Annotated in this window: 13 protein-coding genes; 5 read left to right on the top strand and 8 right to left on the bottom strand. The window is 37.8% G+C overall.

Annotated elements, in window-relative coordinates:
* Positions 1-74: 74 nt before the first annotated feature.
* The gene (locus tag BR30_RS33865; protein WP_051633666.1) at positions 75-386 is read left to right on the top strand and encodes a HesB/YadR/YfhF family protein; all 312 of its coding nucleotides are present in this window, start codon (positions 75-77) and stop codon (positions 384-386) included.
* A 107-nt stretch (positions 387-493) separates the two neighbouring features.
* Here the strand turns inward: BR30_RS33865 and BR30_RS33860 are convergent, their stop codons facing one another.
* Positions 494-1,024, bottom strand: coding sequence for a hypothetical protein (locus BR30_RS33860; protein WP_051633665.1), 531 nt, complete (start codon positions 1,022-1,024; stop codon positions 494-496).
* A 198-nt stretch (positions 1,025-1,222) separates the two neighbouring features.
* Between BR30_RS33860 and BR30_RS0117045 the strand changes: the two genes are divergently transcribed.
* Positions 1,223-2,482, top strand: a complete 1,260-nt coding sequence (locus tag BR30_RS0117045) for a DUF445 domain-containing protein (protein ID WP_026566011.1) — start codon at positions 1,223-1,225, stop codon at positions 2,480-2,482.
* Between the two features lie 146 nt (positions 2,483-2,628).
* Positions 2,629-2,994 carry a hypothetical protein gene (locus BR30_RS0117040; RefSeq protein ID WP_026566010.1) on the top strand — a complete coding sequence of 122 codons (366 nt, stop codon included), beginning with the start codon at positions 2,629-2,631 and terminating at the stop codon, positions 2,992-2,994.
* A gap of 73 nt (positions 2,995-3,067) precedes the next feature.
* Here the strand turns inward: BR30_RS0117040 and BR30_RS0117035 are convergent, their stop codons facing one another.
* Positions 3,068-3,862, bottom strand: coding sequence for a 5'-nucleotidase, lipoprotein e(P4) family (locus tag BR30_RS0117035; RefSeq protein ID WP_051633746.1), 795 nt, complete (start codon positions 3,860-3,862; stop codon positions 3,068-3,070).
* A 176-nt stretch (positions 3,863-4,038) separates the two neighbouring features.
* Between BR30_RS0117035 and BR30_RS0117030 the strand changes: the two genes are divergently transcribed.
* Entirely contained in the window at positions 4,039-4,671 is a 633-nt protein-coding gene (locus tag BR30_RS0117030; RefSeq protein ID WP_081825496.1) for a TetR/AcrR family transcriptional regulator, read from the top strand.
* A gap of 122 nt (positions 4,672-4,793) precedes the next feature.
* Positions 4,794-6,965 (top strand): MMPL family transporter, encoded by a 2,172-nt coding sequence (locus BR30_RS0117025; protein ID WP_051633745.1) that lies wholly within the window; start codon positions 4,794-4,796, stop codon positions 6,963-6,965.
* A gap of 584 nt (positions 6,966-7,549) precedes the next feature.
* Here BR30_RS0117025 and BR30_RS0117020 read toward each other — a convergent pair.
* The 6 genes from BR30_RS0117020 to BR30_RS0116995 form a co-directional block, all read right to left on the bottom strand.
* A complete protein-coding gene (locus BR30_RS0117020) occupies positions 7,550-8,959 on the bottom strand; it encodes an NAD-dependent succinate-semialdehyde dehydrogenase (protein WP_026566006.1) in 1,410 nt (469 codons plus the stop codon).
* Positions 8,960-9,089: 130 nt separating this feature from the next.
* Positions 9,090-9,959, bottom strand: coding sequence for an alpha/beta fold hydrolase (locus tag BR30_RS0117015; RefSeq protein WP_026566005.1), 870 nt, complete (start codon positions 9,957-9,959; stop codon positions 9,090-9,092).
* 15 nt (positions 9,960-9,974) lie between these two features.
* On the bottom strand, positions 9,975-10,367 hold the full coding sequence (locus BR30_RS0117010) for a hypothetical protein (RefSeq protein ID WP_026566004.1): 393 nt from the start codon (positions 10,365-10,367) through the stop codon (positions 9,975-9,977).
* 209 nt (positions 10,368-10,576) lie between these two features.
* On the bottom strand, positions 10,577-12,442 hold the full coding sequence (locus BR30_RS35325) for a sigma-54-dependent Fis family transcriptional regulator (protein WP_051633664.1): 1,866 nt from the start codon (positions 12,440-12,442) through the stop codon (positions 10,577-10,579).
* Positions 12,443-12,721: 279 nt separating this feature from the next.
* Entirely contained in the window at positions 12,722-13,705 is a 984-nt protein-coding gene (locus BR30_RS0117000; protein WP_026566003.1) for an ROK family glucokinase, read from the bottom strand.
* Positions 13,706-13,850: 145 nt separating this feature from the next.
* A complete protein-coding gene (locus tag BR30_RS0116995) occupies positions 13,851-15,038 on the bottom strand; it encodes a levoglucosan dehydrogenase (protein ID WP_026566002.1) in 1,188 nt (395 codons plus the stop codon).
* Between the last annotated feature and the right edge of the window lie 7 nt (positions 15,039-15,045).

The following is a 15,045-nucleotide window of genomic DNA, read 5'->3' as shown; positions in this document are numbered from 1 at the left end:
TTGAGCTTTAACCCAGACATCCATTTCTTTCCTTTATGAATCAATACCTAATAGGAAAAGGTTGGTGCATTTAGATGTTCATTTCTATCGATGAAAGAGCTGCCACATGGTTCACAAATGAATTCGAATTTAACAAACCATTTTGCATTCGGATGTTTCCTCAATACGCTGGTTTTGGAATAAAGCATAAAGGTTTTAGCCTTGCTTTTTCATCGGAACCCCCTGTTCATGCTGGATATTCTAAAGAAATTAATGGGATTACCTTCTTTGTTGAAGACAATGATGTTTGGTTCTTTGAAAATACTGAAACATCCTTAACTATGGATAACTACCTAGATGAAATTATGGTCACATACCAGGAACTCCCAAGCCTAGCGGTAAATTAATTAGACAAAAAAGTACCCGATAGGTAGACTTTTTTATATGTCTACATTATCGGGTACTTTTTATGTTTATCTGGCTTATTTTCTTATCGATGAGTTTGGATTGGATTTTAATTCACTTGTTTATCGACGCTTGGCGGAAATAATTTTTCACTTTCAAATACTTTCCCAAGTTTTTCTTCACCTTGTGTGAAGGTTGCAGTAGCTGCATCAAAATTAGGTGTTTCCTTTTTTAATTCATCTGCTTTAGCTTGGTATGAAGCCGAAAAATCCTTAATCGCCGCATCAAGGTCTGCTTTTTTATCTTTTAATGATGCAGGAACTTGATAAGTATTTAATTCGTCCGCAACCGAAGCTGCCGATTCACTTGCTTTCGCTCGATCTTCAGCAGTTGGTAATTCCTCAGGTGTTGCATCTTCCTTAGTTGCCTTTGCAACATATGCATTTAAATCAGCATCTTTTACGTTAATTTTATTACTAAGATCCATATAAAATCTGACTAATTCCTTTTTAACATCCACTTTAGATGCAGTCTCTTCCGATGTTTCCTTCTTGTCTGTTTTTGCTTCATCATTGCTTGAGCAAGCAGTTAGGCCAATAGCCATCGTAATCGCTGACACAAATAACAAGAACTTTTTCATTTCCATTTCTCCCTAATTTGCTATTTTTGAACCTTGTTCATTTTACAACATTTTATTATATTAAAAAAGCATTAAGTGTTTCCGTCACAAGATTTAGCAAATAATCCAATTATAAGTAATTTTTTTTGCTTTTTTTTTAGTAAAATTGAGATAATAGCAATAGACAATAATAATTCTCAAAAATGAGGGGTTTCAAAGATGGTAAAAAGTAAGAATAAAAAAACACAGCATTTAGCAACAATTTTTCTTGCTGTGATGGGAATCGGCTTTCTAGCCACTATTCCAATAAAAGAGTCAATCTGGGGGATTATCCTGCAGGGCGGATTTGAAGCTGGTCTGGTAGGAGGACTAGCCGATTGGTTTGCCGTAACAGCATTATTTCGGCATCCACTAGGTATTCCTATACCACATACCGCCCTGCTTCCTAAAAATCGTCATAGAATTATCGCTGGAATCATTTCCATGTTAGAAAATGAATGGCTCACAAAAGAGAGTATCCGTAAAAAAATTGATACTATTAATTTTACAGATAAACTATTTGACATCATCGACAATGAATTACCTTCTCCAGCAGTCCAAAAGAATTTTATCATGATGGCTAAACATTTGCTAAAAATCTTTGATATAAAAAGATTCGCTCCGCTGTTAGAAGAAGAAATAAAAGCTCGTATCCACGAAATCGATAGTAAGAATCTACTTCCTTTGCTGATAGACCAAGTTAAGATCAGAAAATATGATGAAAAAGCCCTGGATTACTTGCTTAAAGAAGTTGATGAATGGGCAAGAAAGGAAAGTACAAAGTATAAACTCGGCGGGCTGGCGGTCGATGCGGTCGAAAATATCAAAGCTGATGGTTTTATGCAATTCGCCTTAAAATCGTTTAGTAATTTGGTTAACGAAGAGAAATTAGGAAGTATGATCCAAAGCCTTATTTTAAAAGGGGTAGCTAGCTTCAAAGACCCGCTAAATCAAAATCGCCAAACATTAATAATTCATATTGATCATAAGCTGCAATCATTAAAAAATGATCAGAAGGTCTACGATGAACTTAATAATCTTAAAACACAACTTGTTGAAAAATGGAATCTGCAAGAACAAATTACTGGATTATTAAATCAGATAGAGCAAAAAGCTTATGATTTTATCGATAAACCAAATTTTTATAATGACTTTCTCCTACCGATTGTAAAAAATGGAATTGGTGGAATCAAAACAAATCCAGAAAAAGTACTTACTATTGAGGCCTGGATTAAGAACCATATTTCTAGCTTTGTTGATAATAATCATTCTAAAATTGGCATACTTGTCAAAGAGAATTTAGAAAAACTGGATGATAAAACACTTATTAAAATGGTTGAAACAAACGTTGGAAAAGACCTTCAATGGATCCGAGTGAATGGTGCTGTCTGTGGATTCTTAATAGGGCTTGTCTTAGTTGGTATTAAAGCGATTTTTTAATTCCCTTCCAAAAAGCTGCAGAGTATGCAGCTTTTTTCTATTGAATTTCTTATTTTGTCCTCTTAAAATCAAAGTTCTTTTTCAGAAAAATTCTACATATTTACTACTGTAGTCATGACTTCTAATGTAAAAAAGGAGGCTGAAAAATGGCAATAAGGTTGATTAAAATTTCTGTGGTGTATTTTGTCATTGGGGTTTGCATGGGTATGTATATGTCTATGACGGAAAGTTTTGACTTCACCCCTGTTCATGCCCATATTAACCTATTAGGTTGGCTGACTATGGCTGTTGCGGGTCTCATCTACGTTGGTTTTCCAAGTGCTGCAGAAACAACGCTCGCCAAGGTTCACTTCTGGATTCATAATATTTCTCTGCCCATTATGATGATAGGACTCGCCTTTTTAGTATCTGGAACCGAGAGTGCTGCACCTGCAGTAGCCACTGGCGGTACATTGATGGTTTTAGGAATCATTGTCTTTGCGATTAATATCCTTAAAAATGTAAGGAGTTAAGCTGTACTTTTTGTATTTTATATATTTTTTACTTGTACAACAAAAGACGCCTTTTTTGGGCGTCTTTTAATTTCTAGCGATACGTTTCTAATAATTTTCTTCTAAGTTTGATTTTTTCTTCATCTGATATCTTGTAATTATAGTTATAAATGGCCTCTTCCCAATCTCCATACATTGGGTTTGGAAAGAGTATTAGTTTTTTACCGAATTCCTCCCTATACTTATCGATCGCCTGATTTCTTTTTGTAACAGATAATTTATCAAATTCACTGAAGTCCCCGAGGTTATCACCAAATAATAATAGAATTTCATGTGTTTTCGCCACTTGACAGCGGCGTGTTTCTTTCCCAACTTCACCAGGTTGAATTAATAATACATGGTCAACATCTGCTTGTGGCGCACCCACTCTTTGCAAATTTTTAATAGTAGCATCTTTTTGTGATTCATAACGGTTGGAAATGTAATAAATCTCCACTCCTAAAGATTTTGCATACTGCAAAAATTCGATGGCTCCCGGTAGTGGTTTTGCTTCAGCACGCTTAAACCATTCATTCCAATTAAAAGGAATTTTTCTTCCTGCCAAAACATACCATGCTTGGTGCGGACTGTTATCTAATATGGTCTCATCGATATCAAGGACAATTGCTGGTTTCAAGGCATTCCTGCCCCTTTTTTTACTCAAGATTTCGTTCAATCTCATTTTTCCAATGTTATATCCTTGATAATATAATCCTTTGACTTCCCCAGCTTTTTGAAACCAAAGCACAGACATCGTATTTTGTTCTGACAAACTAGCCATTGTTTCTGCATGAGCGCGAAAATTCGTTAAAGAAATAATAAAAAATGTTGCAGTGAATAACGTAAGCATTCTATTCAAAACCAACACCAATCCCTCATTTAATTTTTATTATTAGTATGTGAAATTGTAATAATTCCAATCATCAATTAGGATTCTTCTTTTTTGCCACTTTACTTCTTTCTCCGGTTTCGTTATATTTTACTTATCAACTGATAAGGAAAGAATAACGAAAGGACCAACATTATATGAGCAAGATGAACATGCAAGCTAAAGCAATAGATTCCAAGGAAACCTACCAATTAATTATTCATACTGCGAGGAGCTTATTTATGGAGCTAGGTTATCGCTCCGTATCCACAAGGCAAATCGCTCAAATTTGTGGTGTGACACAGCCTGCTATATATCATCATTTTAAGAACAAGCAAACACTGTATGTTGCTGTGATGCAGCAAACCCTTCACCAAACTGAACTTGACTTAAATACACTCTTATCACAGTTCACTACCTTTCAAGAAAGGCTTACTCAAATTGCGCTTTATATGACGGAGCATTTTGAAATGGATCTGGCACAAATGTTTCACGACATTTCACATGAGCTGCATCCGAACGAACAACAGCACCTATATCAATCGTGGAGCAAGGCTTTTTTAACACCTTTTGAAAAAATGATTAGTGATGGGGTTTCAATAGGAGAAATTAAGAAACCTGCATTGATGAATACAAATACCACTGAATTAGCCTATTTGATATTAAATATTATTAAATCCATTCTAGAGCCAGAAAATACTACCAGAATCTCTACAGAGGAACGACAAAAAAAGGCCGAAGAAAAAGCCAAATTAATGGTTGAAATTTTTATTAATGGAATTAGAGCGTAATCTAATATTTTTTTTACCCAAGACTTATCAAATGATAAGGAAATAAGATTGGAGTGAACAAATTGGAGAAACAATGGTTTAAGAAGTATGGTAATGCTGTAAGTGGGAAGAAAGGCAGATGGATGGTTCTTATTACATGGCTGATTCTAGCAGCTGTTTTAAATGCCACTCTGCCACAAGCAAATTCCCAAAAGAATGAAATGGCAAGAAATCTAGAATCAACAACGCCTTCACAACAAGCGAAAATCGTTGCAGAGAAAGAATTCCCGACAACTTCAGGTACTCCAGCCCTGTTAACTTGGTATAAATCAACTGGAATTACCGAAGTGGATCTTTCACTTATTCAAACGTATTCCAAGGACTTAGACAAAAATCCAGTAGACTCACAGGATTCTGTTGTACCTTTTTATCAATTCCCACTCCCAGCGCTTAAACAGCAGCTTTCAGAGGATGGTACAACCGTAATTTTACCTGTTACATTTAAAAAGGATGCAGACAAGGAGCAAATTGCAGATGGCATATTAGCATTCAAAGAAAGAGCTGCTTCTATTTTTCCACAGAATCCAAATAAAGCAGAAATTAGTGATAAGGATCGAATACTTTTACGAATTACTGGACCTGCAGGCGTTTCAACAGATGCAACAGCTTTATTTAGTCAAGGTGACCTTTCATTACTATTTGGAACGGTTGCAATTGTTCTCGTCTTATTACTACTAATTTATCGTTCTCCTATTTTAGCCTTGATCCCATTATTAGGGGTTGGGATTGCCTATGGTGTCATAAGTCCCATTCTAGGTGGAATTGCAAAGGCTGGATGGGTTGAACTGGACTCACAAGCCCTTTCGATTATGACGGTACTTCTTTTCGGTGCAGGAACTGATTATTGTTTATTTCTCATTTCCCGATTTAGAAGTAATTTACTTGAAGAAAACGATAAGCTTACCGCTATGAAACTCTCATTAAAAGGTGCATCTGGTGCTATCGCAATGAGCGGGCTAACAGTTGTTTTCTCGTTACTAGTGTTATTACTTTCTAAATACGGTGCAATCCACCGCTTTGCCATTCCATTTAGCCTTTCTATTCTAATCATGATGGCGGCCAGTCTAACGTTAATACCGGCACTCTTAAGTATTATTGGCAGAGCCTCCTTTTATCCGTTCTTGCCATTGACTAGGTCCATGCAAGAAGGACGAGCCCAAAAGAAAGGAAAAACTCTACCTCCTCAAAATGATAAAGAGGGTTTTGGTACACGGCTAGGAAAACTTATCGTGAAAAAGCCAATTGAGTTAATGGTAATAACGTTATTATTTTTAGGTATTTTTGCATTTTTTTCATCCAAAATTGTTTATACTTACGATACCTTATCTTCTTTTCCAAAAGATATGCCATCAAGAGAAGGTTTCAAGATCATTTCAGATCACTTTAATCCAGGTGAACTAGCACCTGTTCAAGTGATCGTGCAAACTGAGGGGAAATCAAACGCTGTAAAAGAAGATTTAGAGAAACTCACATTCATAGAATTAGTTTCTGAAGGGAAACAGGGAGCAAAAAATACAAATATAATTAGCTATAATGTAGAAATGAATGTTAACCCCTATTCAAATAAAGCAATGAGTCATATTCCAGACCTTCGCAAAACTGTAGAAAACAGTTTAAAAAATGCTGGAATTGTTCATACATCTGATCATGTTTGGATTGGGGGTCTAACAGCTGAACAGTATGATACCAAACAGACAACCAATCATGATAGCAGCATTATTATTCCGATTGTTATCAGTATCATCGCTGTATTGCTGCTTGTTTATCTTCGTTCAATTACAGCAACAGCTTATTTAATTGGAACGGTTCTATTATCATACTTTAGTGCACTTGGACTCGGCTGGGTACTTCTTCATTATGTTTTTGGAATTGAAGCGATCCAAGGATTTATTCCTCTATATGCCTTTGTATTTATCGTCGCATTAGGGGAAGATTATAATATCTTTATGATTTCGAGTATATGGAAAAAAAGCAGGCATTTGCCACTGCTACAAGCCATTAAAGAAGGCGTCGCTGAATCTGGCTCAGTCATCACTTCTGCTGGTTTAATTCTAGCAGGAACATTTGCGATATTAACAACCTTACCTATTCAAGTCCTTGTACACTTTGGAACAATTACTGCCATCGGAGTTTTATTGGACACATTCATCGTACGGCCATTACTTGTACCATCAATCACAGTCATACTGGGAAAATGGGCTTTCTGGCCGTCAAAAAGGGACATGGCAGCTGTAAAAGAAAATTCAACTAATTAATATTTTTCAATAGAAAAAAGCGCGGAGATGAGCTTAAAGGCTTCCGTTTTGAGGTGCTTTTCTTAAAATACGTGCTGAAATGAAATGACAGTCGTCTTGGCATCGTTATTGGTATATAAAAATGAGGCAAGTTTCTTTATAAGGAGTACAAAAACCCTTTTTATATACTACCTCACCGTAATACATCAAAATGAGGTTCTCTTGGATTTTGAGATAATACTCACTCCTTTTTAAATAAAATGTCTTCTCCTTAATCGAGTAACCAGCAAAAGTAAAATAAGCGGAGATTTTCCGGTTAAATGTAGAATGGAGCTCGTTTCGAGGTAAATAAGGGGAGATTTTCCGTTTATGCAAAGCAAAATCTCCCATTTTCACGTCTAGTACCAAAAGAAAAACACAATCAGTCCCTAAAAATGATATTCTTAGATTTATTGAAAAAACAAACTTTAGCTGGTCAAAAACAGTGTTAAGTCATAAAAAAGACCCCCAACCAAATCGGTTGAGAGCCTTTAAAACGCCACAATTAACGTTTTGAGAACTAAGGCGCACAGCGGGCACATTTAAGACCATTTTTTTCGCTCAGATTATATGCCTATTGAAATGTATTTTACTTCCAAAAATTCCTCAATACCGTAATGGCCGCCTTCACGTCCTAAGCCGCTTTCTTTTAATCCACCAAATGGTGCCTGTGAAACAGATGGAATACTGTCATTCACACCAACGATTCCAAATTCCAAGCCCTCACTTACACGAATCGAACATCCAAGATTTTCAGTATATACATATGCAGCTAATCCATAAGGAGAGTTATTTGCACGCTCAATCACTTCTTCTTCCGTTTTAAAGGTCGTAATCGGTGCAAGCGGTCCAAATGTTTCTTCTTTCATACAATCCATTTCATCTGTTACCCCACTTAACAACGTTGGTTCAAAATAATAGCCGTTCTTTGCAATAAGCTGATTGCCCCCTACTAATACTTCAGCGCCTTTATCGACTGCATCAGAGATATGGCTTTTCACTTTTTCTATTGCATTGTAGTTAATGAGCGGACCGATGTCAGTACCTTCTTCAAAGCCGCTACCGACTTTTAATAACGCAGCTGCTGCAGCGAACTCTTGTATAAATGATGCGGCGATGCCTTCTTGCACATAAATACGATTTGTACATATACATGTTTGACCGGCATTTCGGAATTTTGATTGAATAACGCCCTCGACCGCTTTTTTGATATTGGCATCAGACATAACAATGAACGGAGCATGACCGCCCAATTCAAGCGAAACCTTTTTCACCGTATCTGCTGCACGCCTCATCAAATATTTACCCACTTCCGTGGAACCCGTAAAGGTAATCTTCTTTACACGTGGATCATCTAGCCAAACGTTTCCGATTTCTTTCGGATCTCCTGTAACCACATTGATAACCCCTTTGGGGATGCCTGCTTCGTGTGCGAAGTTCGCTAATAGCAAAGCGGTTAACGGAGTAGATTCTGCTGGTTTAACAACAATCGTACAACCAGCCGCTAATGCCGGAGCTACTTTTCTTGTAATCATGGCCGCAGGGAAGTTCCAAGGCGTAATCGCTGCGACAACGCCAACTGGCTGTTTTTGAATAAGCAGGCGTTTATGTGAATGAGAAGCTGGAATCGTTTCCCCATATACACGCTTAGCTTCCTCAGCATACCATGATAAAAAACTATTGGCATACTGCACTTCACTTAGTGCTTCTTTTAATGGTTTTCCTTGTTCCATCGTCATCGTTTTAGCAATTTCTTCTTGATTATGCTCGATGAGAGTAAACCAATTTTTTAAGTATTCACTGCGTTCATATGCCGTTGTTTTCGACCACGTAGAAAATGCTGCATGTGCCGCATTTACTGCAATTTTTGCTTCGTCACTCCCACCATTTGGAACTGACGCAATGATTTCTTTTGTGGCGGGATTTTCCACTTCTAATACGTTACGGGTGTTAAACCACTCGCCGTTTATGTACATGTTGTAATGTTTCATCCTTCTTTCGTCTCCTTTTTACTTATATACTTGTCATCTGTTATAAAAGGATAAAAAATAACAGACGAGACGACTTAGCGCCTCCCCTGTATGATATCAAACAAAACTTGACGGTCTATTTTATTACTAATGCTTTTTCTTTCATTAAGATATCTTGAAGAACTTCTTCCAAGTATTTAACAAATACCTCATAATTTTCACTCATTGGAAAATGCCCGATTCCCTTCATTTCCACAAATTTTGCTCCGGAGATCTGATCGGCAGTATGTTTTGAATCCGCAGGAGTAGATAGGTAATCATATTCACCTGTCATTAAATATACAGGGCATTTTTCAGCATCGATTAGGTGTAGTTTTCCACGAAGGTCATGATCAACACTATAGAAATAAAGATCCCCCTTAAAAACACCTGGTGCTCCTTGGCTATAATACCACCATGTTAGACGACGATCTTTTTCAGGGCTTTGTGGCGCCATAAGACCCCAAGTCCCAGATGCACAAACCTCTCCGCCATGCGTATGAGGATGGTTCCACCAATCCACAAAATAGCCTGGAGTATAATCGGCTCCTTCGACAGGAATGGTTGCTCTAAAGTAATCCGGATATTCAAGAGCGAGTTGCAAGGCTACATTTCCACCAAATGAACTTCCCATGAATACAGGATTTTCAAGTTCAAGCTCCTCACAAAAACTTCTAACAAATTGAAGAAACCACTGGGTGGTAAGTTTATATTCTTCCTTCCACCACTCAACAGCATGTGGAGGATCTGATTTTCCATGACGTGGTAAATCATAAGCAATAACCCTGAAATTTTTGGTTATGTTTCCATCCTCTAAAAGTCCGCGCCACTGGCGGTTATCAGAACCTGCCGTATGTTGACAAACAAGAGGGATACCTTGGCCATTTTCCTCAAAGTAAACCTTGTATTCAACATCTTGTACATTTACGTAAACATAACGACCTTTAACCGTAGATAATTTACTCATTTTTTATCCTCCTTTTTATGCTACTGTAAGTTGAACTTCTCTTGTTACATCCAGAAGGCGAGTCATTGCACGTAGGTTTGCCATTAACTCCTTGATATCGCCATCTATCTGTAAGTTACCTTGGAACATGGCAGCAAATAATTCGTGATACATCGGAGGTGGAGTCGGCTGAGTAAACTTCCTCCAAGCGTCTACTGTTCCACGGATTGCAAATTTCCAAGGTTCCAGTGGAGTTGGATTTGAAATAATATTCTTAATTTTTCCTTCTAAAACTTCAATCACGTAACTCTCTGGGCCAATCTGCCAAAGGAATTTTGTAGTGAAGTACTTTCCAATAACATTGAGTTCCTGGTCATTGTTTACCGTTTTCTGGAACTGACCCATCCATTCTTTTGTTCCAACATGCATATTGCTTGTCCCCCTTATGAAATTGTTAGCCTTATAAGCGGCTACACTATTTATTAATGCAATTACCATGCCAATTAATTATAGTATTCAAAATAGAGGGAAAACGCAGATTAGAACAGTCCTGTTCATTTTTTAATACAAGATTCCGCCTTCATATCATGTATATTTGACCGGTCTATGTTCGGACGAGTGAACAGTATATATACCATTTATTCGATACTATATTTTTGGATTTTCCGATACAAAGCACTGCGAGATATACCCATTTCCTTTGCAGCCTCAGTACGATTGCCATTCGTTTTGTGGAGAATGTATGTGATATATTCACGCTCACTAGTTTTTTCAGCTGATTGGTCTGCTCTTAAAAACTCATGTGCATGAAATGAATCGAACGTATCTTCATCGTGTAGATAAACAATTCGTTCAATTACATTTCTGAGTTCCCTTAAATTCCCCGGCCATGTATGTTGTTGAAATAAACTAATTGCTTTTGCAGTGAGGGAGATTTTTTTTCGTTGCGCTTTTTCGCAAGCTTTGGACAACATGGTATTAAAAATACTTTCTAAATCTTCGATTCGTTCTCTTAAAGAAGGGATCTTTATATTAAACACGTTTAAGCGATAGTAAAGATCTTCTCGAAATTCCCCTTTTTCAACTAGTTCTTTCATATTTTTATTTGTAGCAGCTAAAAAACGTACACTAACTGGAATTGGTGTAGTACCGCCAACCCTTATGACTTGTTTCTCTTCCAAAGTTCTAAGAAGAGTAGCTTGTAAATCTAATGGCAAATCTGCTATTTCATCTAAGAATATTGTGCCTTTGTTAGACGCTTCAATTTTTCCTTGATTCCCTTTGAGTTTAGCACCTGTAAAGGCACCGGCTTCATAACCAAACAGCTCTGTACTAATTAGTTCCCGCGGCAATGCTGCACAATTAATTGCGGTATAAGGATAGTCCCTTCTTTTGCTTTGATTGTGAATAAAACGAGCCATATAATCCTTTCCTACTCCACTTTCCCCTTGTATTAGAATGCTTGCATCACTTTTTGAAACCTTTACAGCCATTTGTATGGTCTTCTCAAAAGCTGCATTTTTAGTATTAAAGGCAAAATAATCGGGGGTTACTATAGTATTGGGTAAAATTAACTTTGATTTGGGATGTATAAATATGACGGTAGCTAACTGTTTGTCTTTACTCAATATTACTTCTGAATCGATAGCAAATTTCTTCCCATCCACTTCAATTTCATTCAATACCGAACCATTATCAAAACTACTAAATATTTTTTTTTCTTTTGATTTCAAATCAAATTTGTTTTTTTCAAACAACATTAAAAAGTCTTGAGCCGGCTTATTTTTGAATAACTCAATACCATTTTTATCAAACGAAATAATACCTGTTTTTTCGTTCAACTTATGAACGTAGTCGGTTAATACACTTGATAAAACCTGTTCTTTGATTTTCGTTTTATTAAACTGGTATCTTTCCGTAACGGCACGAGCACCGGCACCTGCCAGTGTATATAACTCTTTCAAATCATTTTTGGGACCTATGCGGCAAACGTCAAATGTTCCTATATAAACTCCATCAACAAAAATAGGACATGCAGAACAATCCCAGCCCCGAAGAGCTAAACAGTAATGCTCATTCCCTGAAGTAGCCATAGCAGTCCGTGTTCTAAGCGCAATTGATAATCCTGTAGAACCAACATTTTCTTCTGTCCATCGTGCCCCAGGACATATTCCGCACTGGTCAGCTAATTTTTGTGATTTATGATCGCCCATCACTTCTAATAAATATCCATCTGCATCCGCAAGCAAAAGAAGGTATCCTCCCCCTTTTAAGCGTTTACAAAATTCCTCCATAACTGGTACTGCGGCGTTAATCAGGTCGAAATTTTTTTGTTGTCTGCTTACAAAATCACTTTGTTTAATATGTGAGAAAATTTCTTCCTTTTCATAGGAAACGCCCAAATGCTTACACCTATTCCACGAATCTAAAATTTCTTTTCTTACGTTGATATTAGTAGTTCCCTCAAGAACAAACTGTGTCCAATTCTCATCTGCCATTGTCATATATATTCCTCTCCGCAAAACTGAATTTTTTTATATCCTGTTACAGTCAATGTATATTTTTACCAGATCCAATAGCCTTGATAAGGCTCAATAAAAAAGTTTCTTGTTTGCTTTTTTTAATCTCCAAATAATTTGCTATTCAATAATTGTGTGAGTTGCACCACTTCATATAATATCTCTCACGTGAAGAAACAATGATACAGCCTAAAAAGGACAAAGGCGAAAAACAGTAGTTTTTCGCCTTTAATCTTTTTTGAATTAGAAAAAACCTATTGTACATTATTGAAGTACTAACTTATTAATTAGCTTCTCTTTCGCCAGCCAAGCTCCTCCAATGACCCCTGCGTTATTGCCTAGTGTGGCAATAACAATCTTGACACCATGAGCAACTCTCGGAAAAGCGAATTGAATAAATTCCTCTTTCAGAGGTCTCAGCAATGTATCACCAGCTTTTGAGACTCCGCCTCCAATAACGATTTTTTCAGGATTTAAGCCATTGGCTAAATTAGCTAGGGCCAATCCTAAACGGTAGGCAACCTCACCTATGACTCTGTTGGCGAGATTATCCCCTTCGGTTGCAGCGTCAAAAACCCGCTTGGCAGACAGGAACTGTCCATCATAATAATCTCGCAATATACTAGTCTCGTTGGTAGAAGCTAATTCCTCCATTGCCAAACGGACAACTCCTGTTGCGGATGCTACCGTTTCCAGACATCCTGATTTCCCACAATTACAAGGTGATCCATCTCTAGGAACGGATGTTATATGACCGATTTCACCACCGGCTCCATTTACCCCATGTACAACCTCGCCATTAACGATAATTCCGCCACCAACACCTGTTCCTAAAGTAACACAAATTAAGTTTTTAGCCCCTTTACCCGCACCTTTCCACATTTCACCGATTGCTGCTATATTTGCATCGTTGTCGACCACAACCGGCAGAGATGTTTCCCTCTCAAGGATAGTTTGTAATTGGAATCGTTCCCAGCCCAGGTTCACAGCCACTTCAACGGAGCCGTCCTCCTCGTTCACTGGGCCTGGCGCACCAACTCCGATTGCAACTAACTGATTTTTTGTTTGATTTAATTCTTCTAACTTTTGATCAATCGATCTTGCAATCGATTCAGGTATGTGTTTGCCCTTATTACTTATATCAGTATCGATCTCCCAGCTATAAATGATGTCACCCTGCAAACTGATAAAAGCTAATTTAATCGTGGTCCCGCCTATATCAACACCAACTAACCATCTTTCTTCCATAACCATTCACTCATTTCCTTCATGTTTTCCCCTCCGAAAAGCGCCATTTTTACAAAAGAGGCTCCTCGATTGAGAAGCCTCTTGTTAAGGTTGAGAATTGTCTTGCTCCAACGCCAAGTGACTAACGTGCGCTTCTACCTTCTCATTATTTTACAGCCGCAGCTGTTTTTTCAAGATTAACCCATTGACCTTTTTCAGCAGATTCAAGAATCGCATCAGCAATCAATTCAATCTGGTAGCCATCATTGAAGTTAGGTGAGAATTCAGTACCCTCACTGATTGCTTTAAAGAAATCATATGTTTCAATGATCTTTGTTTCGCCGTAACCAATACCTAGAGCAGGAATTGGCCATAATCCTTCGCCGTAAGGAGTAGCAGGTCCTGTATAAACGGTTCTGAAGCCTTTTGCATCACTTGGATCATCTGCGAAGCAAACTTGAAGTTCGTCACGGCGCTCATAGTTAAAGTATAATGAACCTTTTTCACCATGAATTTCAAAAGTTAGGAAGTTGTTGCGGCCATGTGCATTACGTGTTGCTTCAATCGTTCCGATTGCACCATTATCAAACTTAACCATCGTAATAAATTCATCATCCACATCTACAGCTGCTTTAGGTACATCGTCGCCACCGGCTTTTACTGTACCTAACTTGTCGATGCCGCCAGTTTGAATCGGTCTTTCAGGAATCCATGTTTTTGTGATCGCATTTACATCTGTGATTTCGCCAACAAGGTAACGAGCATAATCAACTACGTGTGTACCAATATCACCTAGTGCACCTGACCCAGCGATTTTCTTTTGGAAGCGCCATGATAATGGAGAGTTCGGATCAGCTGACCAGTCTTGTAAGTACGTTCCACGGAAGCTTAGAACTTTACCAATTCTTCCTTCTTCAATATATTTTTTCGCAAGCGCAACAGCTGGTGTTCTTCTGTAGTTGAAAGCAACCGCGTGTTTTACACCTGCTGCTTTTACTGCTTCTAACATTTCTTTCGCTTGTTCAGCACCTAATGCTAATGGCTTTTCACAAATAATATGCTTTCCAGCTTTTGCAGCTGCAATCGCAATCTCTGCGTGGGTATTATTTGGAGTTACGATATCAATCACATCGATTTCTGGGTTGTTAACAACTTCTCTCCAATCGGTAGCATAGTTGTCAAAGCCTAATCTTGCTGCTGCATCTTTAGCTAATCCTTCGTTAACGTCTACTACTGTGTGACGATGAGGAATTGCTGGTGCTGGCCAGAAAAACATTGGCATACCTGCATATGCAAGTGAATGCGCCTTACCCATAAATCCTCCGCCTATCATACCTACGTTTAATTTTTTCATTTTAGTA

The sequence above is a fragment of the Bacillus sp. UNC41MFS5 genome (assembly GCF_000686805.1).
The sequence above is the reverse complement of the archived record's forward strand: the minus strand, read 5'-3'. Positions and strand labels throughout refer to the sequence as shown.

Excerpts from the sequence above, each read along its gene's own strand:
- BR30_RS0117000 (WP_026566003.1), bottom strand. The coding sequence starts at position 13,705 with ATGGAAGAAAGATGGTTAGTTGGTGTTGATATAGGCGGGACCACGATT.
- BR30_RS0117045 (WP_026566011.1), top strand. The coding sequence starts at position 1,223 with ATGGTAAAAAGTAAGAATAAAAAAACACAGCATTTAGCAACAATTTTT.
- BR30_RS0117015 (WP_026566005.1), bottom strand. The coding sequence starts at position 9,959 with ATGAGTAAATTATCTACGGTTAAAGGTCGTTATGTTTACGTAAATGTA.
- BR30_RS33860 (WP_051633665.1), bottom strand. The coding sequence starts at position 1,024 with ATGAAAAAGTTCTTGTTATTTGTGTCAGCGATTACGATGGCTATTGGC.
- BR30_RS35325 (WP_051633664.1), bottom strand. The coding sequence starts at position 12,442 with ATGACAATGGCAGATGAGAATTGGACACAGTTTGTTCTTGAGGGAACT.
- BR30_RS33865 (WP_051633666.1), top strand. The coding sequence starts at position 75 with ATGTTCATTTCTATCGATGAAAGAGCTGCCACATGGTTCACAAATGAA.
- BR30_RS0117030 (WP_081825496.1), top strand. The coding sequence starts at position 4,039 with ATGAGCAAGATGAACATGCAAGCTAAAGCAATAGATTCCAAGGAAACC.
- BR30_RS0117020 (WP_026566006.1), bottom strand. The coding sequence starts at position 8,959 with ATGTACATAAACGGCGAGTGGTTTAACACCCGTAACGTATTAGAAGTG.
- BR30_RS0117025 (WP_051633745.1), top strand. The coding sequence starts at position 4,794 with ATGGTTCTTATTACATGGCTGATTCTAGCAGCTGTTTTAAATGCCACT.
- BR30_RS0117040 (WP_026566010.1), top strand. The coding sequence starts at position 2,629 with ATGGCAATAAGGTTGATTAAAATTTCTGTGGTGTATTTTGTCATTGGG.
- BR30_RS0116995 (WP_026566002.1), bottom strand. The coding sequence starts at position 15,038 with ATGAAAAAATTAAACGTAGGTATGATAGGCGGAGGATTTATGGGTAAG.
- BR30_RS0117035 (WP_051633746.1), bottom strand. The coding sequence starts at position 3,862 with ATGCTTACGTTATTCACTGCAACATTTTTTATTATTTCTTTAACGAAT.
- BR30_RS0117010 (WP_026566004.1), bottom strand. The coding sequence starts at position 10,367 with ATGCATGTTGGAACAAAAGAATGGATGGGTCAGTTCCAGAAAACGGTA.